At 62.6% G+C, this 23,869-nt stretch carries 18 protein-coding genes; 10 read left to right on the top strand and 8 right to left on the bottom strand.

Features of this window, described 5'->3' with window-relative positions; genetic code table 11:
* Positions 1-51 precede the first annotated feature (51 nt).
* The 5 genes from KW821_RS02445 to yejK all read right to left on the bottom strand — a co-directional run bounded on the left by KW821_RS02445 (position 52) and on the right by yejK (position 6,616).
* Complete coding sequence (locus tag KW821_RS02445) at positions 52-1,188, bottom strand: ABC transporter ATP-binding protein (RefSeq protein WP_042651484.1); 1,137 nt, start codon at positions 1,186-1,188, stop codon at positions 52-54.
* A gap of 174 nt (positions 1,189-1,362) precedes the next feature.
* Entirely contained in the window at positions 1,363-2,253 is an 891-nt protein-coding gene (gene malG, locus KW821_RS02440; RefSeq protein ID WP_033131921.1) for a maltose ABC transporter permease MalG, read from the bottom strand.
* Between the two features lie 12 nt (positions 2,254-2,265).
* Positions 2,266-3,918 (bottom strand): maltose ABC transporter permease MalF, encoded by a 1,653-nt coding sequence (gene malF / locus KW821_RS02435; protein ID WP_218290278.1) that lies wholly within the window; start codon positions 3,916-3,918, stop codon positions 2,266-2,268.
* A gap of 71 nt (positions 3,919-3,989) precedes the next feature.
* The gene (malE, locus tag KW821_RS02430; RefSeq protein ID WP_042651482.1) at positions 3,990-5,171 is read right to left on the bottom strand and encodes a maltose/maltodextrin ABC transporter substrate-binding protein MalE; all 1,182 of its coding nucleotides are present in this window, start codon (positions 5,169-5,171) and stop codon (positions 3,990-3,992) included.
* Positions 5,172-5,566: 395 nt separating this feature from the next.
* Complete coding sequence (yejK, locus tag KW821_RS02425) at positions 5,567-6,616, bottom strand: nucleoid-associated protein YejK (RefSeq protein ID WP_218290276.1); 1,050 nt, start codon at positions 6,614-6,616, stop codon at positions 5,567-5,569.
* A 73-nt stretch (positions 6,617-6,689) separates the two neighbouring features.
* Here yejK and KW821_RS02420 point away from each other — a divergent pair, with 73 nt between their 5' ends.
* The 10 genes from KW821_RS02420 to hdfR all read left to right on the top strand — a co-directional run bounded on the left by KW821_RS02420 (position 6,690) and on the right by hdfR (position 19,943).
* Positions 6,690-6,917, top strand: coding sequence for a YejL family protein (locus KW821_RS02420; protein WP_042651480.1), 228 nt, complete (start codon positions 6,690-6,692; stop codon positions 6,915-6,917).
* Positions 6,918-6,959: 42 nt separating this feature from the next.
* Positions 6,960-8,807: a DUF3413 domain-containing protein gene (locus tag KW821_RS02415; RefSeq protein ID WP_218290274.1), complete on the top strand. Its 1,848-nt coding sequence runs from the start codon at positions 6,960-6,962 to the stop codon at positions 8,805-8,807.
* A 283-nt stretch (positions 8,808-9,090) separates the two neighbouring features.
* Positions 9,091-11,256 (top strand): TonB-dependent hemoglobin/transferrin/lactoferrin family receptor, encoded by a 2,166-nt coding sequence (locus KW821_RS02410; protein ID WP_218290273.1) that lies wholly within the window; start codon positions 9,091-9,093, stop codon positions 11,254-11,256.
* On the top strand, positions 11,256-13,295 hold the full coding sequence (locus KW821_RS02405; protein WP_218290272.1) for a prolyl oligopeptidase family serine peptidase: 2,040 nt from the start codon (positions 11,256-11,258) through the stop codon (positions 13,293-13,295). Before KW821_RS02410 ends, KW821_RS02405 begins: the two co-directional genes overlap by 1 nt.
* Positions 13,296-13,335: 40 nt before the next feature.
* A complete protein-coding gene (locus tag KW821_RS02400) occupies positions 13,336-15,765 on the top strand; it encodes a proprotein convertase P-domain-containing protein (protein ID WP_218290270.1) in 2,430 nt (809 codons plus the stop codon).
* A 37-nt stretch (positions 15,766-15,802) separates the two neighbouring features.
* Positions 15,803-17,170 carry a DUF1566 domain-containing protein gene (locus KW821_RS02395; protein WP_218290269.1) on the top strand — a complete coding sequence of 456 codons (1,368 nt, stop codon included), beginning with the start codon at positions 15,803-15,805 and terminating at the stop codon, positions 17,168-17,170.
* On the top strand, positions 17,167-17,724 hold the full coding sequence (locus tag KW821_RS02390; protein ID WP_218290267.1) for a DUF1566 domain-containing protein: 558 nt from the start codon (positions 17,167-17,169) through the stop codon (positions 17,722-17,724). The genes KW821_RS02395 and KW821_RS02390 overlap by 4 nt, the downstream gene beginning before the upstream one ends.
* A 201-nt stretch (positions 17,725-17,925) precedes the next feature.
* Positions 17,926-18,408 (top strand): serine protease inhibitor ecotin, encoded by a 483-nt coding sequence (eco, locus tag KW821_RS02385; protein ID WP_042651473.1) that lies wholly within the window; start codon positions 17,926-17,928, stop codon positions 18,406-18,408.
* Positions 18,409-18,702: 294 nt separating this feature from the next.
* The gene (locus KW821_RS02380; RefSeq protein WP_042651472.1) at positions 18,703-19,068 is read left to right on the top strand and encodes a DUF413 domain-containing protein; all 366 of its coding nucleotides are present in this window, start codon (positions 18,703-18,705) and stop codon (positions 19,066-19,068) included.
* Positions 19,068-19,943 carry an HTH-type transcriptional regulator HdfR gene (gene hdfR / locus KW821_RS02375; RefSeq protein ID WP_042651471.1) on the top strand — a complete coding sequence of 292 codons (876 nt, stop codon included), beginning with the start codon at positions 19,068-19,070 and terminating at the stop codon, positions 19,941-19,943. Before KW821_RS02380 ends, hdfR begins: the two co-directional genes overlap by 1 nt.
* A 68-nt stretch (positions 19,944-20,011) precedes the next feature.
* On the opposite strand, the gene tyrA is transcribed toward hdfR, so the two are convergent.
* The 3 genes from tyrA to glpQ all read right to left on the bottom strand — a co-directional run bounded on the left by tyrA (position 20,012) and on the right by glpQ (position 23,787).
* Positions 20,012-21,139: a bifunctional chorismate mutase/prephenate dehydrogenase gene (gene tyrA, locus KW821_RS02370; protein ID WP_218290266.1), complete on the bottom strand. Its 1,128-nt coding sequence runs from the start codon at positions 21,137-21,139 to the stop codon at positions 20,012-20,014.
* 128 nt (positions 21,140-21,267) lie between these two features.
* Positions 21,268-22,341, bottom strand: coding sequence for a 3-deoxy-7-phosphoheptulonate synthase (locus KW821_RS02365; protein ID WP_218290265.1), 1,074 nt, complete (start codon positions 22,339-22,341; stop codon positions 21,268-21,270).
* 366 nt (positions 22,342-22,707) lie between these two features.
* Positions 22,708-23,787 (bottom strand): glycerophosphodiester phosphodiesterase, encoded by a 1,080-nt coding sequence (glpQ, locus tag KW821_RS02360; protein WP_218290263.1) that lies wholly within the window; start codon positions 23,785-23,787, stop codon positions 22,708-22,710.
* Between the last annotated feature and the right edge of the window lie 82 nt (positions 23,788-23,869).

Genomic DNA, 23,869 nt, shown 5'->3' with positions numbered 1-23,869 from the left:
GGTCTGACGACCGGCAAAAAGGCATTGAATACAAGGAAAACCTGAGCGCCCTCAGGCGCGGATATATTTCGCCGTGCGCGGGAAGGCCTGCTCCTTGGCATCGAACAGGTAGCACGCCTCGGCCGGGATGCCGACGCTGTACTGCTGACCGGTGGCCACGTCGATGTCGGAGTGCGCCTTGACGGTGAAGTCGTGGCCATCCACGTCCATGTAGACGAAGGACTCGGCCCCCAGATGCTCGGCTACCTGCACTATGCCGGTCACCTTGCTGTGGGCATGGGGGTGATCCAGGGTCACCAGATGCTCGGGGCGCACCCCCAGCTCGACCTTGTCACCGACCGCGCCGCTGCGGGCATCGATCCGGGCACGCACGGTGTCGCCTGAGGTCAGCCGAACCACACACTCCTGCTCGCCTATCTCCTGCAGCTCGCCCGCCAGGAAGTTCATCTTGGGAGAGCCGATGAAGCCCGCCACGAACTTGTTGTCCGGGTTGTGGTAGAGATCGAGTGGAGTGCCAAACTGCTCCAGGTTGGTCTCGGCCTCACCCTTGAGCGGGCTCAGTACCACGATGCGGTTGGCCAGGGTCATGGCCTCCACCTGATCGTGGGTCACGTAGATGATGGTGGAGTTGAGCTCCTTGTGCAGCTTGGCGATCTCGATGCGCATCTTGACCCGCAGCGCGGCATCCAGGTTCGACAGGGGTTCGTCGAACAGGAACACCTGCGGCTGTTGCACGATGGAACGACCTATGGCCACCCGCTGGCGCTGACCGCCGGAGAGTGCCTTGGGCTTGCGGTCCAGCAGCGGCTCAAGCCCCAGGATCTCGGCGGCGCGCATCACCCGCTTGTGGATGTTCTCCTTGTCCATCTTCTTGAGTTTGAGGCCGAAGGCCATGTTCTCGTAGATGTTCATGTGCGGGTAGAGGGCGTAGGACTGGAACACCATGCCGACGTTGCGCTCCACCGGCGGCACGTCGTTCATGTAGCGGCCGCCTATGGTCAGCTCACCGCTGGTGATGTCCTCCAGGCCGGCGATCATCCGCAGCAGGGTGGACTTGCCACAACCGGACGGGCCGACGAAGACGATGAACTCCCCTTCCTTGATGGCCAGGTTGATGTTTCGCAGCGTGTCCTTGTGGACCGCCGGATCGTAGTTCTTGCGAACGTTGTTGAGTACTACTTCAGCCATGACGAGCTCCGCTCTTGAATCTTTGCAAATCGTGATGGCGGGGGGAGCCTGCTCCCCCGGCCACAAACCTTAACCTTTGACGCCACCGGCGGTGAGACCGCCTACCAGCCAGCCCTGTGATAGACCAGCAGGAACACCTTGGTGTTGGCGGCGTGGCACATGCGGCAAGCACACTTAACCTTTCACCCCGCCAGCGGTGAGGCCACCCACCAGCCAGCGCTGAGCCAGCAGGAACACCACTGTGATGGGCAGACCCGACAGCACGGCGGCGGCCGCGAAGTCACCCCACAGATAGTTCTGCGGATAGAGGTATTGCTGGGCACCGACCGCCAGGGTCAGGTTGTTCACATCCTGCAGCAGGATGGAGGCCACGGGCACCTCGGTGATAGTGCCGATGAAGGCCAGAATGAATACCACCGCCAGGATGGGCACCGACAGGGGCAGCAGGATCAGGCGGAAAGCCTGCCACGGGGTGGCGCCGTCGATGGCCGCCGCCTCTTCCAGGGAGGAGTCGATGGTCTCGAAGTAGCCCTTGATGGTCCAGACGTGCAGCGCTATGCCGCCCATGTAGGCCAGGATCAGGCCGCCGTGGGTGTTGAGACCCAGCCAGGGGATGTAGTCACCGATCTTGTTGAACAGCGCATAGATGGCCACCAGCGCCAGCACCGCCGGGAACATCTGGAAGATCAGCATCCCCTGCAGGATGGTCTGCTTGCCACGGAACCGCAGGCGGGCAAACGCATAGGCACAGGTGGTCGACAGCGCCACTATCATCACGGCGGTGATGCCCGCGATCTTGATGGAGTTCCACAGCCAGGTCAGCACGGGGAAGGGTGGCGGCGTGATGCTGCCATCGGCGTTGGTGATGGACATGCCCAGCGCCAGCTTCCAGTGATCCAGGGTCGGATCGGAGGGGATGATCTCCCCCACCGAGAAGTTGCCGTTACGAAACGAGATGGCGATAACCATGATCACCGGGAAGATGATCAGCGCGAGGAAGCCCCACATGACCAGGTGGGTTGCCCACACCCGGTATTTGACTGACTTGGGTTGTACGATTGCCATTTAGAAGCCTCCTTACAGTTGCTTGTCGGCTTTGGACAATTTCAGGTTGAGCAGTGCGAGCGCGCCGACGATCAGGAAGATGGCGGTGGCGATGGCACTGGCCAGACCGTAGTCCTGACCACCCGAGCCCTGGAACGCGATCCGGTAGGTGTAGTTCACCAGTAGATCGGTGGTCCCGGCGGGCGTACTGGCCCCTATGATGTCCGGCGCCCCGTTGGTCAACAACTGGATGAGGACGAAGTTGTTGAAGTTGAACGCAAAGGATGCGATCAGCAGCGGCGTGAGCGGCTTCATCAACAGCGGTACCGTGATCTTGAAGAAGTTCTGTACCGGACCCGCACCGTCCATGGCCGACGCCTCGTAGAGGTCCTCCGGGATCGCCTTGAGCAGCCCCATGCAGAGGATCATCATGTAGGGGTAGCCGAGCCAGGTGTTGACGATGAGGATCATCACCTTGGCCAGGAAGGGGGTGGTGTACCAGTCCGGCTTGATGCCGAACGCCGCTTCCAGGAACAGGTTGATCTCACCGAAGTTCTGGTTGAACAAGCCCTTGAACACCAGGATGGAGATGAACGCCGGGATCGCATAGGGCAGGATCAGCATGACCCGGTAGAAGCCTCGCCCCCTGAGTTGCTCCCACTGCACCAGACAGGCCATCACCATGCCGATGGCCAGGGTGAAGACGACCGAACAGGCGGAGAAGATCACGGTCCAGACGAAGATCTGCATGAAGGGACCCTGGATGCCCGGGTCTGTCATGATGCGGGCGAAGTTCTTCCAGCCCACGCTCACCACGAAACCGGGGGCCATGCCCTTGCCGACAAACTGGCCATCGGCATCGATGTACTGGTAGAAGCCGGTGTCACCGTTGGGCAGCATCAGCTCGCCACTCTGGTTGTCACGCAGCAGATTGCTGTCCTTGATCACCACCCCGGACTTGAGCACGGCGCCGTCCACCAGCTGGGTATAGAGCGGCTTCTGGGCGGCAAACTTGCGCAGGCTGCTCATGGTCAGGTGGATCTTGCCATCCGGCAACACCAGATCCAGCGCATTGAGGTTGGTACGGTGATCGACGATGGCCCGGATGGGTGCCGCCTGGCCGACGGACTCCCCGTTCAGGGGCTGCAACTGAACAACCTGGACGCCATCCTGCACCTTGCCCTCGCGGACGGCCTGGGTGCGATCCTGGTTATTCAGCAGGGTAAGGGGTTGACTGATAAAGGATTGGTCGTCCTGTTGCAACAGCAGCTGAAACTGATTGTTCTCACCACCCAAGAGGGTGAAATCGAATTCACCGCCGGTCACCTTGTAGCTTTTTTTCAGATGGTATTCCCGTGCCTGCTCGAGGGAGAGCAGGTTGGCACCCGAGTAGTTGGTGAAGGCGATGCCGATCGTATAGGCAAGAGGGAAGATGATAAAAACAACCATGCCAGCCACACCGGGGAAGATATAGCGGTGGGCATAGGTCTTCTTGTTCATGAAGACATACAGACCGACGGAGACCACCACCAGATCGAGCAGAGCGAATACCCACTCACCGCTGGCGTACATCATCACGGCTGCATAACCGTTGAGGATGGCTACCAGGGCTGCGAGGGTCCACTTAAGCCAGGTGTGCTTATCCTTCGGACCGGCATAGGATTCAATAGAAGGTACTACTTCCATGCCAATTAACCTTTATAACGCCAAGAGAGATTTGAGAGAGTGGGAGGCCCGAAGGCCTCCCTGGTGCGTGCTTACTGAACGATACGCTTGGCAGCGGTATCCAGGGCTTCATCAACGCTCTGACGGCCAGAGGTGACGTTCTTGAGGGCAGTTTCGAAGGAGGACCAGAAACGGCTCATCTCAGGCACGGACGGCATCGGCTCGCCATTCTGGGCGTTCTGCATGGTGGCCTTGATGTTCGGATCCGATTCCAGGGTCTTCTGGAAGGACTTCAGTGCCACGGCACCCAGCGGCTTGTCGGCGTTCACCGGCGCCAGACCGGCATCGGTCAGCAGGTAGTTCTCGAGGAACTCGATGGCCAGATCCTTGTTCGGGCTGGCGGCGTTGATGGTCGCGCCCAGCACGCCGACGAAGGCCTTGGCCGGCTTACCCTTCAGGGTCGGCAGCGGCGCTACGCCGTACTTGATGCCGCTCTTGTCCAGGTTGCTCCAGGCCCAGGGGCCGTTGATCATCATGGCCACTTCGCCCTTGTTGAACTTGGCATCCATGACACCGTAGTCGATGCCCTTCTCCAGGTGACCGGACTTGATCATCTCGGAGATGTAGCCGACGCCGGCCTTGGCACCCGCGTTGGCCACGCCGGTGTCTTTCACGTCATAACCGGTGGCGGTCTTCTTGAAGGCATAACCACCGTTGGCGGCCACCAGCGGGTAGCTGAAGTAGGGGGTGTCATAGGCCCACATGATGGCGCGCTTGCCACTCTTCTTCAGGTCTTCGTCGATCTTGGCGATCTCTTCGAAGGTCTTCGGCGGATTGGGCAACAGATCCTTGTTGTAAATCAGGCTGACGGCTTCGACCGCGACCGGGTAACCGTAGGTCTTGCCATCGACGGTCATGGCATCCCAGGCGAACTGCTCGAACTTGGCCTTCTCGGCGGCGTTCGGGGTCACGGGGACCAGCAGACCGGCCTTGACCCACTCACCGTAACGGTCGTGAGCCCAGAAGAAGATGTCCGGACCGTTGCCGGTGGCGGCAGCTTGCTGGAATTTCACCTCGACCTGATCCGGGTGAGCGACGGTGACCTTGATGCCGGTCTCGGCTTCGAACTTCTTACCTACTTCGGCCAGGCCGTTGTAGCCCTTGTCACCGTTGATCCAGATGGTCAGTTGACCTTCGTCAATCGCAGCAGTGGCTGAGCAAGCCACGCCCAGAGTAGCCAGACCGATCAGGGATGACAGCAATTTCTTTTTCATGAGCCTTTCCTTGTATTAGTTCCGCGCTGTAAGAGCATTGTGTGCGAGATGAATATTATCCCAAGCCGCCACCGCCTCACATGACACGCCTCGCATTTTTGAAATGCAATTACGTATTTTCTTCCAGAAAGTTCTGAAAACATTTTCTTATTTCAGGAGGTTAGGGGGATTTATTGGCATATTTTTGGTTGTTGGCCGAAAAATAATTACCAAACAGAAATAAATTTACACCACTGAAAGGGGTTTCACTCCAATGAAAACCCTTTCATCCCCATTATTCTGTGCAATGTGTTAACAAAGTACCGAGTCGGTTTCCATGCACGCCAACCCCTTAAATAAAAAGACACCACAGCGGGCTGTGGTGTCTTTTTAGCAAAAATGGAGCCTGGATCACATTATGACTGACGCAGCAGCTGATCCTTGAGGTTGGGCGGCACGCCACGAATGGTCAGGGTATCGGTCTGCGGATCGTAAAAGATGCGGCTGTTCAATAACTTCTGTTCAAAACTCAGGGTCAGACCGCCGCCGGAGCCGACAAATTTGGTCAGCCCACGCAGGGTGGAGCGATCGGCCGGGAAGCGCTCTTCCAGCTCATATTCCTGGCCGAGGAAGCTATAGAAGTCGAGATCGCCCTCTCCCGGCAATTCGGCGGAGAGCTCCTTGATCTCTATCTCCTCGCCGGCGCTGGCCTGCTCGGTGCAATATTTGAAGACCTGCTTCTTGTAGTCATTGCGTTCGGCGGGTTCGAGCTGACGGCTGTCGCAATAATCGTCCACCGCCTGCAACAGGCCTTTATTCTGCACCTTGGCATCCATCCCCTCGCGGGCACCCAGCAGATCCAGGAAGAAGTCCCCCAACTTGCGGCCGACCCGCCCCTTGCTGAAGGTGATATAACGGCGGGATTCCGGCTGGGTTTTCCACTCGGTCAGATCGATGCGGGCCACCAGGTTGAGTTTACCGATATCCAGGTAGTGAATATGGCGCAGGTCCAGCGCCTCGCTGACGGTGACGCTCTCCTTGCCTTCCAGCAGGGCAATCATCAAATAATCGACGCCGACATAGTTGTACTTGGCAAACAACAGCACCCCTTGCTCATCCAGGGCGTGCTCCACCAGGTTTTTCACCAGCAGCTGGGTCATGGTCACCGAGAAGGGGACGAATTCGGTCTGCTCGCCGAGCAGTTGCTCGAGGGCGATGCGAAAGGCGGGAGAGGGCTGTTTCGGGGCGTCTTCGCCGTCGGCCAGCTCGGCAACGGCCGTTTCCGGGTCGGCAAAGAAACCGAAGCCCTTGCCGCCCTTGCCGTTATAGATGCGATGCAGTTCTGCCATCAGCCCTTGCACCGCCTCGTCGGCAGGCAGGGTCTGGCTGCGGGTGTCGGCGTGCGGTTGACCATCGTTGCCCTGGCGCAGGGAGTGAAGAATGATCTTGTCGATATCGAGACTCATGTCACAAAGCCATAGTGTTAGCCGAAAGGGTGAAGTATTATAAGGCGCTTTGAACCGAGATGAACTGAAGATTATGCCCATCGTATCAAAGTACACAAACCAGCAATTTGATGACCTGATGAATGACCTGATCACCGTACTGGAGAAGCACAAAGCGCCAGTCGACCTCAGCCTGATGGTGCTGGGCAATCTGAGCACCAACATCATCAACAACATGGCTCCGGCACAACGTCAGGCTATTGCTGAAAAATTTATCCAGGCTCTGACTTCTTCGGTCGACAATCGCCACGACGCACATTGAGTCGCCGACTTTTTTGACGTTTCTCTACGCAGATGGATCACTATGGTCGAAACCGGCAACCCCTATCGTGATAATGTCTCTCGCCTGATCACCTGGGGGCATTGGTTCTCCTTCTTCAACATCATCCTGGCCATGCTGATCGCGACCCGTTACCTGGGTTCCATCAGTTGGCCATCGACCACGCTCGGCGTGACCTATCTCATCATCAGCTGGATAGGTCATTTCTCGTTCCTGAGCTTCGTCACCTACCTGCTGACCATCTTCCCGCTGAGCTTCGTGCTGCCCAAAGAGAGGCCGCTGCGCTTCATCTCGGCCATCATCGCCACCCTGGCGCTGGTGCTGCTGCTGATCGATACCCAGGTGTTCCAGCTGTTCAAGTTCCACCTGAACGGTCAGGTGTGGCAACTGCTGCTGGATCAGGCCCAGACCGAGGAGGGCTCGATCTGGAGCATCATCTTCGTGGCGGTGCCGACCATCTTCCTGCTGCAGCTGCTGCTGTCGGCCTATGTGTGGCGCAAGATCAACAAGCGCAAGCGCCGCCAGTACGGCAATCAGGTCGGGCTGGCCCTGCTGGTCTGCTTCATGCTGACCCACCTGGTCAACAGCTGGGCCGATGCGACCCTGTATCAGCCCATCACCATGCAGCGCGCCAACTTCCCGCTCTCCTACCCCATGACCGCCAGAAGTTTCCTGGCCAAGCATGGCTGGCTGGATCTCGAGCAGTATGAGAAGAAGGCCGAGGATCAGGGTAACGGTGAGCACCGGCTGCTCTACCCGCTGCGCCCGCTCAACGTGAGCGCCCCGTCCGAGCACAAGAACCTGCTGGTGGTGGTGGTCGACTCGCTGCGAGCCGACATGCTCAACAGCATCAACATGCCCAACCTGCAGCGCTACGCAGACAACCATCTCAATTTCCGCAACCACATGAGTGGCGGCAACGACGATGTGATGGGGATGTTCAGCCTCTTCTACGGGCTGCCCGGCCACTACTATGACGACATCCGCACCGACAAGCGCCCCCCGGTGCTGTTCGACGAGATGCTGCGCCAGGACTATCAGTTCGGCCTGTTCGGTGCGCTGGAAGATGCCCAGCAATACCAGCAGAGCCTGCTCGCCGGCCTGCGCAAGCAGGTGTTTGTCTCCGAGCAGATAGATGACACTCGCCTGATCGGCGACTGGCAGCAGTGGATGCTCAAGCGCACCGACGATCGCCCCTGGTTCTCGCTGGTCTATCTGTCGAGCCCGGGCGACTATGAGGTGCCCGCCGGAGTGAAGGGGCCCTTCCAGCCCGAGCTGACCCGCTTCAATCCGGCCACCGCCTACCGGACCGAGAACCTGCAGAAGCTGGAGAATCGCTACAAGAACACCGTGTTCTATACCGACCAGTTGCTGGCGCAGATGCTGGATCAGCTGCAGCAGCAGGGGCTGAGCGAGCAGACTATAGTCGTCGTCACCTCCAACCACGGTCAGGAGTTCAACGAGACCCAGAGCAACAGCTGGGGCTATGGCAGCAATTACTCGCCCTATCAGGTGCAGGTGCCCCTGGTACTCGCCTGGCCCGGTGCCGAGAGCAAGTCACAGGAGCAACCGAGCAGCCACCTGGATCTGGTGCCGACCCTGATGAAGGGCATGCTGGGGGTCCGCAATCCGCCGCGGGACTACAGCATAGGCCGCAGCCTGTTCGACACCAGCCCGCGCAACTGGCTGCTGGCCGGCGATCAGAATGATTTCGCCATCTATCAGGACAACACCATCACCCACTTCAACAAGCAGGGTGACTTCGAACTGCTGGATCGCGACAGCTATCGCCCCATCAAACACGGTACCCCGGACATGGGCGCCATGATCCAGGTGATGAACGAGCTCAATCGCTTCTATCGCGCCCCCTGACGGGGTTTATCGAGTCCGAAAAGCCCGCCACCCCGGCGGGCTTTTTATTGCCTTCGGTTCCATTCGTCACAGACATGTTCCTCTCACCTCCCCCTCCCTTTTCCTTCATTGCTGACCTATCTATCCGCAAACGTCTGCCTTCCCCTACTGATTTACCAGTCAAAAATATCAATCCAATCAAGACTATAAAAACCAAATGATAATAGTTATCAATCATTGATCTGGCTGGACCACTCTGCAATAATCCGCGCCCTTCAGGCTTAAATAATAATCATTATCAACAATGAAAACACCATTGCACTACTGGCCCATGCTGCTGTCCGGCACAGCCCTGGCCGCCAGCGATCCGGCCGGGATAGACTCAACCGGGATCAACCCCACCCTCAAGGCGCGCGAGACCATAGTGGTCAAGGGCCAGCGCATCGAGCAGAAGCTGTCCGATGTCTCGGGCTCCATCACCGTCATCACCGAGGAAGACCTGGATCGCCAGGTAGCCACCGAACTCACCGACGTGTTCAAGAACGAGCCCGGCGTCTCGGTGACCGGCTCCGCCGGCCGGCCGCAGAACATCATCATCCGCGGCATGGGTGGCAACCGGGTGTTGATCATCAAGGACGGAGTGCGGGTCAGCGATGGCTTCGGCGCCGACGATCTCAACGACAAGGTGGGCCGCTTCAGCTTCGATCTCGATGACGTCAAACAGATCGAGGTGGCCAAGGGGGCGGGCTCCTCCCTGCACGGCTCAGACGCCATCGGCGGCACCATCGTCATCAGCACCAAGCAGCCGGAAGACTACCTGCAGGGCCAGGACGCCTATCTGAGCGGCAAGATCCTGCAGGATGGCAGCAGCGACAAGCAGAAGCTGAGCGCCACCGGCGCCGCCCGGGTGCTGGACAGCGAGCACCTGCTGCGCCTCTCCGGCTGGCAGGGGCACGAGACCGCCAACTATGACGAGAGCCGCATCCCGGCGGATCTGGACGGCCTCAGCGCCTCCACCAGCTCCCGCTTCGAGCTGAATGAACACCACCTGCTGCGCCTCGAGCTCGACTACTTCGAAGACAATGCCGAGCGGGATCAGGGACCGCGCGAGGTGCCTCAGCCCGATGGCAAGTGGCAGGTGCGCCAGTACCGCGAAGAGGCGTCGCAGACGAGCCAGGGAGGCAAGCTGAGCTGGGAGGCGAGCAGCCTCGAGCATCTACTGGCGGATCGGTTCAGCTGGAGCCTCTATGGCGGCCATGCCAAGAACACCGCCAACAAGCGCAGCCTGCTGCAAAACGACCTGCTGAGCGGCTACCCCCGCTATCGCAGCGAGCGGGAGCTCGCCACCTTCACCGAAGACCGCATCGGCAGCGAGCTGGACGTGCGCCGTGACCTCAGCACAGGCGCCCTCGCCCACCAGCTGAGTTATGGCATGGAGCTGGAGCGCACCCGCCATGAGCGGCCGGTGGACAAGCTGAGCCTGGAGGCCGGCGTGCCGCAACCTCAGCAGTCGGCGCCCTTCAGCCGGGCCCGCACCGATCGGGCCGGCGTCTGGCTGAGCGACGTGGCAACCCTGGGCCAGTGGCAGTTCACCCCGACCCTGCGCATGGATCATCAGTGGCTGACCCCGCTGGATGGCAGCAATGGCGAGAACCACAGCTGGCACATCTCCCCCAGCCTGGCCGCCAGCTACCGCGTCAACGAGCAGTGGCGCAGCTGGCTCAGCTACGCCAACGGCTTCCGAGCCCCCTCCTACGACAAGGTGTACGGCAACATCCCCCACTACTTCGCCCTGCCGCCGTTCGAGATCATCGCCAACACCGAGCTGCAGGAGGAGACCAGCCACAGCTTCGAGTGGGGTCTGGGTGGCGAGGGGGAGAACTGGAGCATCAAACCGGCCCTGTTCTACAACCGCTACTACAACTTCATCGACTGGCGTGAGGTGGGGCTGCGCCTGAGCGACGGCGTCATCCTGCGCCAGTACCGCAACGTGGCCAAGGCCGAGACCTGGGGCGCCGAAGTGGCCGCCAGCTACTGGCTGACCCCGGAATGGGAAGTCGCCACCAAGCTCGGCTGGGTCGACGGGGAAGACAGCCAGGGCGAGGCGCTGCGCACCCTCACCCCGCTGGAGGGCAACACCCGCCTCAGCTACCAGGCCAACGACTGGAGCCTGGGGCTGCAGGCCGATTACGCCGCCGCCATGAACCGGGTCCCCAGCTGCGGCAACAGCCTGACCAACCAGCAGGGGGCGTGCATGCAGAGCGCCGGCTGGTTCAGCTTGGGCATGACCGCCGACTGGCTGATCACCGACGCCCTCAAGGTCAACCTCAAGCTGGATAACCTGTTCGACACCCGTTACACCCGCTATCAGGATGTGGCCGGGCTGGAAGCCGGCACCGACGCCTCCCTCTTCACCCAGACCGGTCGTTCCCTGAGCGCCAGCCTGCGCTACACCTTCTGGGGGATCTGATGCAGCACTTACTGATCCTGGCCGCCCTGCTGGCCACCCCGGCGTCCGCCCTTCTTCATGAGGCGACCCAAGAAGCGGCGCCCCTCATCCCCAAGCGTCCCGCGCTGCTACAGGGGGAGATAGCCCGGCTCGATCCCTATGGCGGCTGGCGTGACGACAGCCGCCGCTCTCCCGAGCTGCTGGCCCTGCTGCGCGAGCAGAACCGCTGGACCGAACAGCGGCTCAGCGGCCAGCAAGGGCTGGCACGGCAGCTGCAGACCGAGTGGCAAGCCCGGGGGCGGGGCGAACCCATGCCCGAGGAGTGGCTGCACCAGGCGGGCAGCCAGTGGCGCATGCAGGCGGACGGCAGCCTGTGGCAACGGACCGATGAGCGGGCCGCCCCCCGCCAGCGGCTGGCCCCGCGCCAACCAAGCAGCGGCTACTACGAGCTCGCCGGCTGGTCCCTGCACCCCGACGGGCGCTGGCTGGCGCTGGCCGAAGACAGCCGCGGCGATCGGGATTACCGCATCACCCTGCTGGATCTGGAGAGTGGCAAGACGCTCACCACCCTGACGCACCGCGCCGGCGATCTGCTCTGGAGCCGGGATGGCCGCACCCTCTACACCCTCGCCAACGAGCGCAACACCCTGCGCCCCTGGCAGCTGTGGGCCTGGCAGGACGGCAAGGAAGCACTCGTGCATCAGGAGGCCGACGCCGCCTGGCTGCTCAGCCTCTATCGCACCACGGACCGGCGCCACCTCATCTTGCAGAGCAACAACCACAACGGCTCCGAGCAATATCTGCTGGACGACGGCAAGGCGGCCCTGATCAAGGCTCGCCAGCCCGGGGTGGAGTACTACCTGGACACCCTGGATGAGCGGGTGCTGTTCAAGAGCAATCAGGATGGGGCGCTCGGTCTCTACCAGGCCGCCAGCCTGGCCGAGGCGGGCCGGCAACCCTGGCGCCGGCTCTGGTCCGGCCAGGATAAAACCCTCGAGAAGTGGCGCCTGTTTGCCGATCACACAGTGCTGCAATACCGCAAGGAGGGCGATGACTGGCTCGATGTGCTGGATGCCGACGGCAGGCTGGTGCACAGCCTGCCACTCACCGAGGGGGCCGGCACGGCCTGGATCCAGGGCAGCCAGGAGCCCACCAGTGGGCGGGTGCTGATCCGCCGCCAGGGCATGGCCGAGGCCCCGCACCAGCGCTGGCTGGATCTGGCCTCGGGTCAATGGTCGAACGATGCCGCCCAGGCCACGGAGTCCCCCTATCAGAGCGAACGGCGCTGGGTGCAGGGCAAGGATGGCACCCGGGTGCCGGTCTCCCTGGTGTGGCGCAAGGATGTCACCCGTCCCAAGGCGCTGCTGCTCTATGGCTATGGCGCCTATGGCACCCCCATGCGCCCCTACTACCAACCCCAGGTGTTGAGCCTGCTCAATCGCGGCTTCGTCTACGCCATCGCACACGTACGCGGCGGCGGCCTGCTGGGGGATGACTGGTACCAGGAGGGGCGTGGCCTGCACAAGCAGCACAGCGTGGACGACTTCCTGGCGGTCGCCGACGCCCTGGCGCGGGATCCCGCCATCGACCCCGCCCGCCTGTTCGCCATGGGCGGCAGCGCCGGTGGCCTGCTGGTGGCGGCGGCGCTCAATCAGGCGCCGACCCGCTTCGCCGGCGCCGTGCTGCAGGTGCCCTTCGTCGACCTGCTCGGCACCATGTTGGATCCCGAGCTGCCCCTCACCCGTCAGGAGTATGCCGAGTGGGGCAACCCGGCCAGGCCGGCCGACTATGCCGCCATGCGCCGGCTCAGCCCCTATGACAACCTGCACGCCGCCCCCTACCCGCCCCTCTATGTGACGGCCGGGCTATACGACAGTCAGGTGCCCTACTGGGAGCCGCTCAAGTGGCTGGCCCGCCTGCGGGAGCACAGCACGGGGACGGGTCCCTATCTGCTGAGCACCGAGCTCGATGGCGGCCACCAGGCCAGCCCCCGCACGGCGCAGCAGCAGGCCGCCCGTGAATATGCCTTCCTGCTCAGCCTGGCCGGGATCAGCCGCTGATGCCATGGCACCCCCTTTCATCTCTGTTTTGGAGTCAACTATGAAACCCTCTTCCCTGGCCCTCTGGCTGGCGACAACCCTGCTCGCCCAGCCCCTCTGTGCGGCGGAGCTGCTGTTCGTCGATGCAGCGCCGCTGACCATCACGCCGCAGCAGTGGCTGGAGCAGCGCCTCGGCGTGACCCTGGCCCCCGACTACGACAGGACCAGCCTGCTCGGCCATCACCATAGCTTCCACCAGCTGGTCAACGGGCTGCCGGTGGCCACCACTCAGGCCGCCGTCAGCATCGATCCGGCCGGCAAGCCCTGGCGCCTCTACCACAACCTGCGCCCCCTCACCGCCAGCCAGCCGGGTTGCGATGCCAGCGGCAACCTGGATCCCCTGCTGACCAGCCTGCGCGATGCGGGCGCCGAGATAGATCCGCTGGGACCGGTCGAGGCCTGGTACTGGCGCGCTGGGGAGACCCTGGTGCCGGCCCTGCGCCTGCGTGTACGCGAGCACAAGGAGGGCAACGCCAAGGCCTCCCATGTGCAGCTGTTTTCGAGCTGTGACGGCAGTCAGGAGCTCGGCCGCTGGGGCGACATCGCCACCACCCAGGCGCTGCAGGTAGCCGACGCGGGCGAGGTGTCGGTGCTGGCCCGGGTGTTCGATCCGGATCCTCGCACCCAGCTGCAAGATGCCAGCCTGGTCTGGCACGAAGCTCTGGTGCTGGCCGATGCCGCCTATCAGGACAAGGTGGCGCTGCCCGTCACCCTGTCTGGCAGTGACTACGTGCTGAGCGGCCCCCATGCCCGGGTGGTGGATGCCATGGAGCCCAGCACGGCCCCCTACCGCGCCGACAACCCGCTGGCATTTCGCCTGACCCGGGACGATGCCGGCTTTGCCGACATCAACGCCTACTACCACCTGGACCTGGCCCAGCGTCACCTCGAGGCGCTCGGCTTTGCCGACCTCATCCCCGGCGCCCTCGACATCGACACCGATGCGGGCTTTCAGGACAACTCCCTCTACGATCCGTTCGAGCGCAGGCTGGAGCTGGGCCGCAGCGGCGTGCCAGATGCCGAGGATCCAATGGTTGTCTGGCACGAGTTCGGCCATGCGGTGCAGCACCACATAGTGCCGGATCTCGGCGATGAGGGAGACTGGGGCGCCATCGGCGAAGGCTTCAGCGACTATCTGGCGGCCAGCCATCGCCAGCGCAGCGAGGCCGGGCGCAACTTCGAGCCGGCCATGGTGTTCAACTGGGATGCCCGCTTCACCGACAGGGCGCCGCGCCAGCTGGACGATCTGCGCGCCCGCTACCACCCGGACTACAACTACCCGGCCCACCGCACCATCAACGGCAGCAACGGGGATCAGCTGTGGGGCACGCCCCTGTTCCAGGCCCTGCTGGCGGCGGTGGCCGAGCACGGGGAGCTGGCGCGGGACGAGTTTGATCGCCTCGTCATCGAGGCCCACTTCGGCTTAGGACCCGCCATTCGCATGCCGCAGCTGGCCCGCCTCACGGTGGACACGGCCGAGCGGCTCTACCCGGCGCGCCACTATGGCCGTCTGCTGGAGCAGGCATTCCGCCAGCACGGCCTGCTGCAGGCGCCGGTCAACATAGCCCTGGCCGACGGCAGCGCCATCGAACTCGGCAAGCGCCAGTCCGTGGTGCTCAGCCTCAGCAACCCCGGCACCACGGCGGTGACCCTGCACAGTCTGACCCTGGCCCTGCCCGGCGGCCTGCAGGCCGATCCCTACCAGTGGCAGACCAGCACCCTGGCGGCAGGTGCCAGCATGACCACCACCCTGCGGCTGCTGGCCCAGACCCCGCTCGCCTGTGGCGATGTCGCGGCGCTGCCGGTCAGCCTAGCCCTCACCGGCGCCAGCCCGAGCGAGCGCCAGTGGCAGCAGCAACTGAGCCTGCCCATCGGTACCCCCGTGATCAGCCGGGCCAACGGCCAGTCACTGACCCTCAGGGATGCGTTGAGCTCCGATGAGAAGGGGCTGAGCCAGACCAGCCTGATGGTGGAGAAGACCCTGGCCCGGGTGAGCGGTGAGCTGCAACTGAGCCTGGATCTGCAACACCAGGCCCTGGACGAGCTGGAGATCTGGCTCAACTCCCCCTCCGGCACCCGGGTCCAGATCTGGGACAAGGGCTACAGCCCGCTGCCGCGCCTCAAGGGGGTGTTCCCGACCGAGCTGCAATCCTTGCAGCCCCTGAGTCAGCTCATCGGTGAGCCGCTGGCCGGCCGGTGGACCCTGGAGCTGGTGGACAACGCCCCCGGCAAGCAGGGCCGCCTCAATGGCTGGAGCATCAGCCAGCGCACCGGTGCCCAGTGCGGCGAGCCCATAGCGCCGCCGGATGACGGCATCATCCACTTCGACACCGCGGACAGCGGCGGCGGCGGAGCCTTCAACCCGCTCTGGCTGTTGCCGCTCGCCCTCTGGCGCCGCCTCGCCCGTCGCGAGACCGTTCGTTCCTATTAATAGCAGCGGGGAGCCAAGGCCCCTCCAAGGACCATAAATGAAGATGAGAATTAGCCCGCTGGCCTGTTTGCTGGCGCCCCTGCTCACCGCCTGCGGTGGCGGCTCGGACGAGGCGCCCCTGGCCGCGCCGGACTATCGCCTGACGGTCAACCGGCCCCAAGCGGGCACCCTGTGCGTCAACCTCAACCAGAACGACAGCTGCGACGCCGGTGAACCCGCCGTCAGCGGCGCCGCCGGTGCCCGCCCGCTGACAGGCAGCTCCCCCGCCTTGCTGACCAGCCCCCTGCTGTTCATCCCAAGCGACCCGGCCGCCCTGACCCTGACCCACCCGGCGGCGCGCCAGGATGGGCAGCAGCTCACCCCCACCCCCCTGAGCAGCCTGCTGCAGACCCGCATCGGCGAGGGATTACCACCGGCCGAGGCGCTGGCCGCCCTGCTGCTCGCCCTGGCGCCGCTGCAGCCAGGCCAGGATCTGGCGGCCCTGGCTCGGTTGGAAGAGTTCAACCAGGCCCTCGGTGAACTGGCGCTGGCCGCACTCGATGACGCCACGACCCTGCCGGGCCAATCCGCCGATGAACGCCGGCGCCAGATCTGGCAAGGGCTGGTCACCCTGCTGCCCGAGCTCGGCCAGCACTTTGCCAACAGCCCCGAGCTGCTGAGCCAGCAGGCCAGTCTCGCCGCCGTGCTACGACAACAGCAACCGAGGGCCCTGGTCACCGCCAGCGGCGTCACCACCTACAGCGACGGAACCGACTACCTGCTGATCAGCGAGCCCGCCGATCACCCGGGCCAGGAGGCTAGCCTCAAGCAGCCCCCCCTGCGCTATCGCAAGCTGGACGGCAAGGGCCAACCGCTGCCGGACAACGCGGCCCAGTGGGACTGCGTGGAGGATCTCAACAGCGGCCTCGTCTGGGAGAAGAAGCTGGATGACCCGGACAGTCCGCGGGATCTGCATCGGGTCTTCGCCTGGGAATTCGGCAACTACCATCCCACCCAGAAGGAGCTGGACTACGCCTGCCCGAATGGCGAGGCCATCTGCACCACGGAGCAGTACCGGCAGTGGCTCAACAGCCAGCAGCTGTGCGGCATCGCGCACTGGCGCCTGCCCCATGCCCAGGAGCTGATGAGCCTGCAGCATTTCGGCTCCCTCGATCAACAGGGTGGCGAGATAGCCAGCCTGGATGTGCGCTACTTCCCCGACCTGGGCACCGGCCTCAATGGCTTCGACGGCTACTACTGGAGCCAGACCCTGACCCCGTCCCGCCGGCTGGAGGGCGCCCCCTTGAGCGCCATCGCCTCGCTGTTCTGGGGTGAGGATGCCGGCACCGATTACCCCACCCCCGTGCAAACCCCTGACGACGCCAACGCGCTGCAACTGCGCCTGGTGGCCGAGGTAACCCGATGAACAAGTTTCTCCTGACTCTGCTGCTCGGCCTGTGCAGCCCGCTGGCACTGGCCATCGCCATCTGCGACGACAGCATGCCCAGAACTAGCCCCAGCTCCCGCTTCCTCGACCGCGGCAACGGCACAGTGACGGACAGAGCCTCCGGCCTGACCTGGATGCGTTGCCAGCTCGGCCAGAGCTGGCGCAACCAGAGCTGCAGCGGCGAACCAACCCGGCTCTACTGGCAACAGGCACTGCTGACGGCGGAGCGGATCCGCACCGAGCCCAACCACGCCCTCTATGGCTTCGGCGGCCACCATGACTGGCGCCTGCCCACCATCAAGGAGCTGGCCAGCCTGCTGGAATCCGCCTGCTACAAACCGGCACTGAATGAAACCATCTTTCCCCGCGCCATGGCCGGCGAGGGCAAGGAGGTGAACGACGGCTACGTCTACCTCTGGTCCTCCACCCCCTTCCCGGCGGGCAAGACGGTGGCCTACCTCGACATCACCAGCGGCGCCATCGGCATGCGGGCACCGAGTGCCTGGGCCAAGCAGGTGCTGCTAGTACGCTAGCCGGACGGTGCGGGGCCTCGGCCGGCCGCGTTGGCCCCGCCCCCTCGGCGAGGGATGCGATCATGGGTGGATTTGATATCAAAAAAGCACCAGATCACGTCATTGTGTGCCTGATCCCGCCGGATTTGGGCCGCAGAGCGCTGGCATGAAACCGGCAGAGCGGTTAGTCTAGCGGCGTTGAACCAACCCCATGAGGTACAGATGAAAACCGTATTGCGTTTTAGCCTGCTGGGCGCCTTGTTATTGGGTGGCCATGCCTTCGCCGCCGAGCCGAAAAAATTTGATATCAGCATGTTCCCCGCCGCCGAAGTGAACCAGGAACGTGTCGTGATCCGCCTGCCGGAAGTCGAGAACGAAGCCGACATGATGGTCGAGCTGCAGGTCGGCAAGAAGATGCCGGTTGATTGCAACCTGCCTCGCTTCGCCGGCAACTTGGAACAGCACAGCGTCAAGGGCTGGGGCTACAACTACCTGACCCTGGGACAGGTCTCCGGCCCCATCAGCACCCTGATGGCCTGCCCGGACGGTCAGAAGAAAGAAACCTTCATCCAGATCTATGGTCAGGGCTTCTTCGTGAACTACAACTCCAAGCTGCCGTTCGTCATCTATGTGCCGCAGGAGTATGAAGTACGCTACCGTCTGTGGCGTGCCGACAACCTGGCTCAGCCAGCCATGATCGAGTGAGTGACCGGATATCGAGTTCCGCCGGTTCATGAAGATCCCAAATAAAGCGCCATATGGCGCTTTATTTTTAGCTTTTTTATCTGCGGCCATTCTCTCCTTCCTTTACAGAAGCTGACATAACTCCACTATTTTTCAGGCTTTTTGTGCTGCTCACCGCAAAATTCCCGCACGGGGTGAGACAAACCCAGTTCGATGAAAGATATTTGTTAACATAGGAAGAAAATTGATTTTGCACTCTGCGACGGCCTGATGATACTTGCCCGCAAAGGTCAAACTAACCAGAACAAGAGCACTATGAGCTTCGAATCAGACAAGCGTTTCAATGACTTCAAACATTTCCCCCGTGGCCTGCGTCGCAGTGGCGAATTCACCGTGGCCGAAGCGGACAGTCTGGAAAAGTTCGGCACCGTCATGCTGGCGCTCTATCAGGGCAACCTGGCGCCGCGCGATGAGGTCGAGAGTGCCTTCCTCGAACAGGTCAAATCCGGTGAGGCCGGTGGCAACCCGCACGCCAAGGTGTGGTTCAAATATCTGAAGGTGATCGGTCCCAAGCGGGTGCACCGCCTCTGCACAGTCGCGGGCGGCGCCAACGAAGACACCGGCGGCGGCTTCGAGAGTGGTGGTGGCGGCGGTGGTGGCAGCGACGAGTCCCTCGATTAATGGATACCGAACTGCTGCGGACCTTCATCGAGGTCAGCAAGACCCGCCACTTTGGCCGGGCGGCTGAGAATCTCTATCTGACCCAGTCGGCGGTGAGCTTTCGGATCCGCCAGCTCGAGCAACAGCTCGGGGTCAGTCTGTTTGCCCGTCATCGCAACAACATCCGGCTGACTGCCTCCGGTGAGCGTCTGCTGCCCTACGCCGATGCCATCTTGCACACCCTGGGCCGCGCCAAGCAGGATGTGGCCCTCTCCCCCGGTTTCAGTCAGCAGCTCGCCATCGGCGCGCCAGCGGTGTTCTGGGAGCTCGATTTCAACGACTGGCTCAACCATGTCTATGCGCTGGCCCCCGGCCTCGCGGTACGGCTCGAGACCGCTTCCCGCGAGCACCTGTGCCGCCAGCTGCTGGAGCGCTCCCTCGATCTGGCCCTGCTCTCGGAGCCGACCAAGATCGACGAGATCGCCCTGCACCCCATCGGTGAGCTGGTGTTCGAGCTGGTGAGCCGGGATGGGGCCGCCAACGCCGACAGCCTGATGCAGATGCCGCACATTCACCTCGACTGGGGCACCAGCTTCGAGCCGCAGCCCAGCCGGCTGCAGAGCCTGCAGAAGACCCCGGTGTTGCATTCGAGCTCCGCCAGCATGGCGTTGCAGTTCGTGCTGGCCAACGGTGGCGCCGCCTATCTGCCACGGCGGATGGTGAGCCCCTTCCTCGAACAGGGACGGCTTCATCTGGTGGAAGGGGGTCAGCCGCTGAGTCGCCCGCTCTACCTCGCCTACCTGGAGAAGTCCGATCGCCGGGAGCTGATCGATCAGTTGCTGACCCTGCCGCTGGGCTGGGCCGATGCCGATCTGCGCCTGCCGCAGCCGGAATAATCCCAGACGGGATAGCACAGACAGCAAAAGGGGCCTCAAGGGCCCCTTTTGTATGGATGCACGCCGCCTCAGCCGTGCTGGCGGCGGTCGTTGGCCTGGGCCAGCAGCATGCGGCTCTCGCGCAGGAACTCGTCGGCATGTTCGCCGAAGAAGCCGGAGACCTGCGAGAAGGCATCGATGAAACCGGCCCTGTCCCCCTGCTCCAGCAGCCCCAACACCTCACCGAAGTTCTGGTAGTAGCGGCGGATCATCGCCAGATTCTGCGGCGACGAGAGGATGATGTCGGCGTAGAGCTCGGGATCCTGGGCGAACAGCCGTCCCACCATGGCGAGCTCCAGCCGGTAGATGGGGGAGCTCAGGGCCAGCAGCCTGTCCAGATTGGCCCGCTCTTGAGAGAGGTGCCAGCCGTAGGCGAAGGTCGCGAAGTGACGCAGCGCCTGAATGAGGGTCATGGCCTCATCATGGGCGCGGGCCTCGACCTGCTGCAGGCGGGCGCCCCAGATGGTCATCTGATCCAGCAGCCACTGGCTGGCGGCCGGGTCCCGGCCCTGGCAGCAGACGATCACCTGCTTGGCGAGGCTCGCCACATCCGGCCCGAACATGGGGTGCAGCCCCAATACCGGACCCTGGTGTACCGCCAGCATGTGAGCGAGCGGCTCCCCCTTGACGCTGGTGACATCCACCAGCAAACAATCGGCGGGCAAGTGGCCGAGCCGGTCGATGATCTGGCAGGTGATGTCGATGGGCACCGCCACCATCACCAGGCCGGCACCGGCCAGTATGGCGTCGGCCCTCGGCCAGTCGGCCTGCTCCAGGGTCTCGACGCGATAGCCGGAGAGGCTGAACATATGGCCGAACAGCCGGCCAAGCTGGCCCTGACCGCCGATGATGACCACCTTGCCTAGGGTCGGCTTCATGCACTTGAAACCGGTATCTTTCTCGCTGGCGTAGGATTCGCGCATCACCCGGCGCAGCACATCCTCGATGAGATCCCCCGGCACCCCGAGCACCTCGGCCTCGGCCCGGCGGCGGGCCAGCATGCTCGCCTCCCGATCCGGCGCATAGATGGGCAGGCCGTGCCGACTCTTCACCTCGCCCACTTCCCCCACTAGGGCCAGACGCTCCGCCAGCAGATCGATCAACTGCCGATCTACCACATCAATCTTCTCCCTGAGGGCATTCAACTCTTCAGCCATATCCGGTCCCTGCTGGCGCCGCTGGCGGCGGCGCCCTGTGATTCAATCGATGACAACAAGATGTCACGAAAACGGCACAGCCAAGGGTTGTGCCGTTCTCGCATTTCCGTCAGACAAGATACCACGGCTTAAGACGCGGTTCTGCCCTTGAGCGGCGCCGCCAGCTGGCTGTGGCAACGGGCCAGCAGGGTGGCGGTGGTGTCCCAGTCGATGCAGGCATCGGTGATGGAGACCCCGTAGCGCATCTGCTCCTTGGGCTGCTCGCTGGACTGGTTGCCCTCCAGCAGGTTGGATTCGAGCATCACCCCTATGATGGAGCTGTTGCCCTCCTGGATCTGGTGGATGACGTTGTCGGCCACCTTGGGTTGCAGGCGGTGATCCTTGCTGGAGTTGCCGTGGCTGCAATCCACCACCAAGCCGGGCAGCAGGCCCGCCTTCTCCAGCGCCTCTTCCGCCAGCGACACATTGACCGAGTCGTAGTTCGGGTGCTTGCCGCCGCGCAGGATCACGTGGCCGTCCGGGTTGCCCTGGGTCTGCAGCAGGGCGACCTGGCCCTGCTGGTTGATGCCCATGAAGGCATGGGGGCTGGAGGCCGCCTGCAGCGCATTGATGGCGGTGCCGAGGTTGCCGTCTGTGCCGTTCTTGAAGCCGACCGGCATGGAGAGGCCGGAGGCCATCTCCCTGTGGGTCTGGGACTCGGTGGTACGGGCGCCGATGGCAGACCAGGAGAACAGCTCTGCCAGGTATTGCGGGCTGATGGGATCCAGCGCCTCGGTCGCCAGCGGCAACTCCAGCTCCGCCAGCCAGCAGAGCAGCTCACGGGCGCGATGCAACCCCAGCTCCACGTCGAAGGTGCCATCCAGATTCGGATCGTTGATGAAGCCCTTCCAGCCGACCGTGGTGCGCGGCTTCTCAAAGTAGACCCGCATGACTATGTAGAGAGAATCCTGATAGGCGTCATGCAGCGCTTTGAGTCTGGTTGCGTACTCTTTGGCGGCGTCCATGTCGTGGATGGAGCAGGGTCCACAGATCACCAGCAGGCGGTGATCGCGACGATGGATGATGTCGGCTATGGTGGTGCGGGCCCCTTGCACGAATGCCAGCGCCTGGGCGGAGATGGGTAACTTCTCCTTGAGCTGGGCAGGCGTGATCATCACTTGTTCGGACTGGATATGGATGTTGTTCAGGGGGTCTCTCTGCATGATCTCATTCTCTCTACTGTATTAAGCCAAAAAGCGCGAAGTGTATTTTATTTTTTACACGAGTCAGCACTTTGTTACGCAACCGCCCCCACATTACCAAGGAAAAACAAACAATCAAGTGAAACCAGCGGTTTCATTCTCCATTAGGTGGATAAACAACCAGCATGACGACGAGTGGCACCCGAAAGTAGCGTGACAAAGGTGCCTCAACCACCAAATTTGTAAACATACAGTTACACTCACCATGCTGGGAGTATCCCTATACAAGTCCCCTTCCCCTCCCCGGCCGCGGTCAAGATTCTCAATATGCCATAAAAAAGCGGGGCACCTTGGCCCCGCTTGCGTTCCCGTGTTGCTCTTCTTTTATTATTTGCCGTGCGCCTTGATGACCGCGACCGCCTTGTCCGGGAAGTCGCTGAACACCCCGTCCACATCGGCCTGATAGAGGAAGATGTTGAGCAGGTCGGTGAAGTCTTTCGCATAGGCCGGGATCTGGCCCTGATCCTGGCGGAAGGTATAGGGATGCACTTTGAGGCCGGCGGCGTGGGCCTCCTTCACCATGGAGGTGAACACCGGCTTGCCCGGGGTGCCCGGCTCGGTGACTATCATCGGCTTCCAGGGGCCTATGCCGTCGGCATAGCCGGCGATCGTCTTCATGGCGCCCGGCTTGAACATCCAGCCGTAGTCGTAGGGGGTCGCCTTGCCCTTGGCGTCGTAGACCATGGTCTCGTTCCAGTCGGTCTCGGCCATCAGCTGCACCAGCTTCAAGTCCATGCCCAGCGCCGGCATCAGCTCGCCGTCGATGCGCTTGAGCTCATCGGCATCGAAGCTCTGCAGGTAGATCTTGCTCTCCTTATTGGTGTAGCCGTACTGCTTGAGCACCTGCAACACCGCCTTGGAGATGTCCTTGCCTTCGTGGCGGAACAGCCAGGGCGCTTTTATCTCCGGGTAGATGCCGATGTTGTTGCCGGTGCTCTTGTTGAGCCCCTGGATCATCTCGATCTCTTCCTGGAAGGTGTGGATCTGGAAACTGGACTGCCACAGCGGGAAACGGGCCGGATAGACGGGCACCTGCTTGCCATCCACCAGCTGGAACGGCTCCGTCATGCGCAACGAGCGCACCTCGGCCAGGGTGAAATCCACCACGTAGTAGCGGCCATCCGGGCGGGCCCGGTCGGGGAAGCGCTCGGCCACGTCTGTGATGCCATCGAGGAAGTGATCGTGCATCACCACCAGCTGGTCATCCTTGGTCATCACCAGATCCTGCTCCAGGTAATCGGCCCCCATGCCGTAGGCCAAGGCTTTGGACTCGAGCGTGTGCTCAGGCAGGTAACCGGAGGCGCCGCGGTGGGCGATCACTATCTTGCCTTCGTCGGCCGCCAGGGCGGGCAAGGCGAGGGCGGCCCCGAGGCCGAGTGCGACCAGGGAGAGAGGACGTTTCTTCATAGGTGATGCTCTTTATTATTGTGTGTTGGATGTAGGTTATTGTTATAGCAGAGGTTTATTTCAGTTTTGCGGCGGGCGGCCG

Source organism: Aeromonas sp. sif2416, from assembly GCF_019218665.1.
Lineage (GTDB): Bacteria > Pseudomonadota > Gammaproteobacteria > Enterobacterales > Aeromonadaceae > Aeromonas > Aeromonas encheleia.
This window is presented reverse-complemented; position numbering and strand designations above follow the sequence as displayed.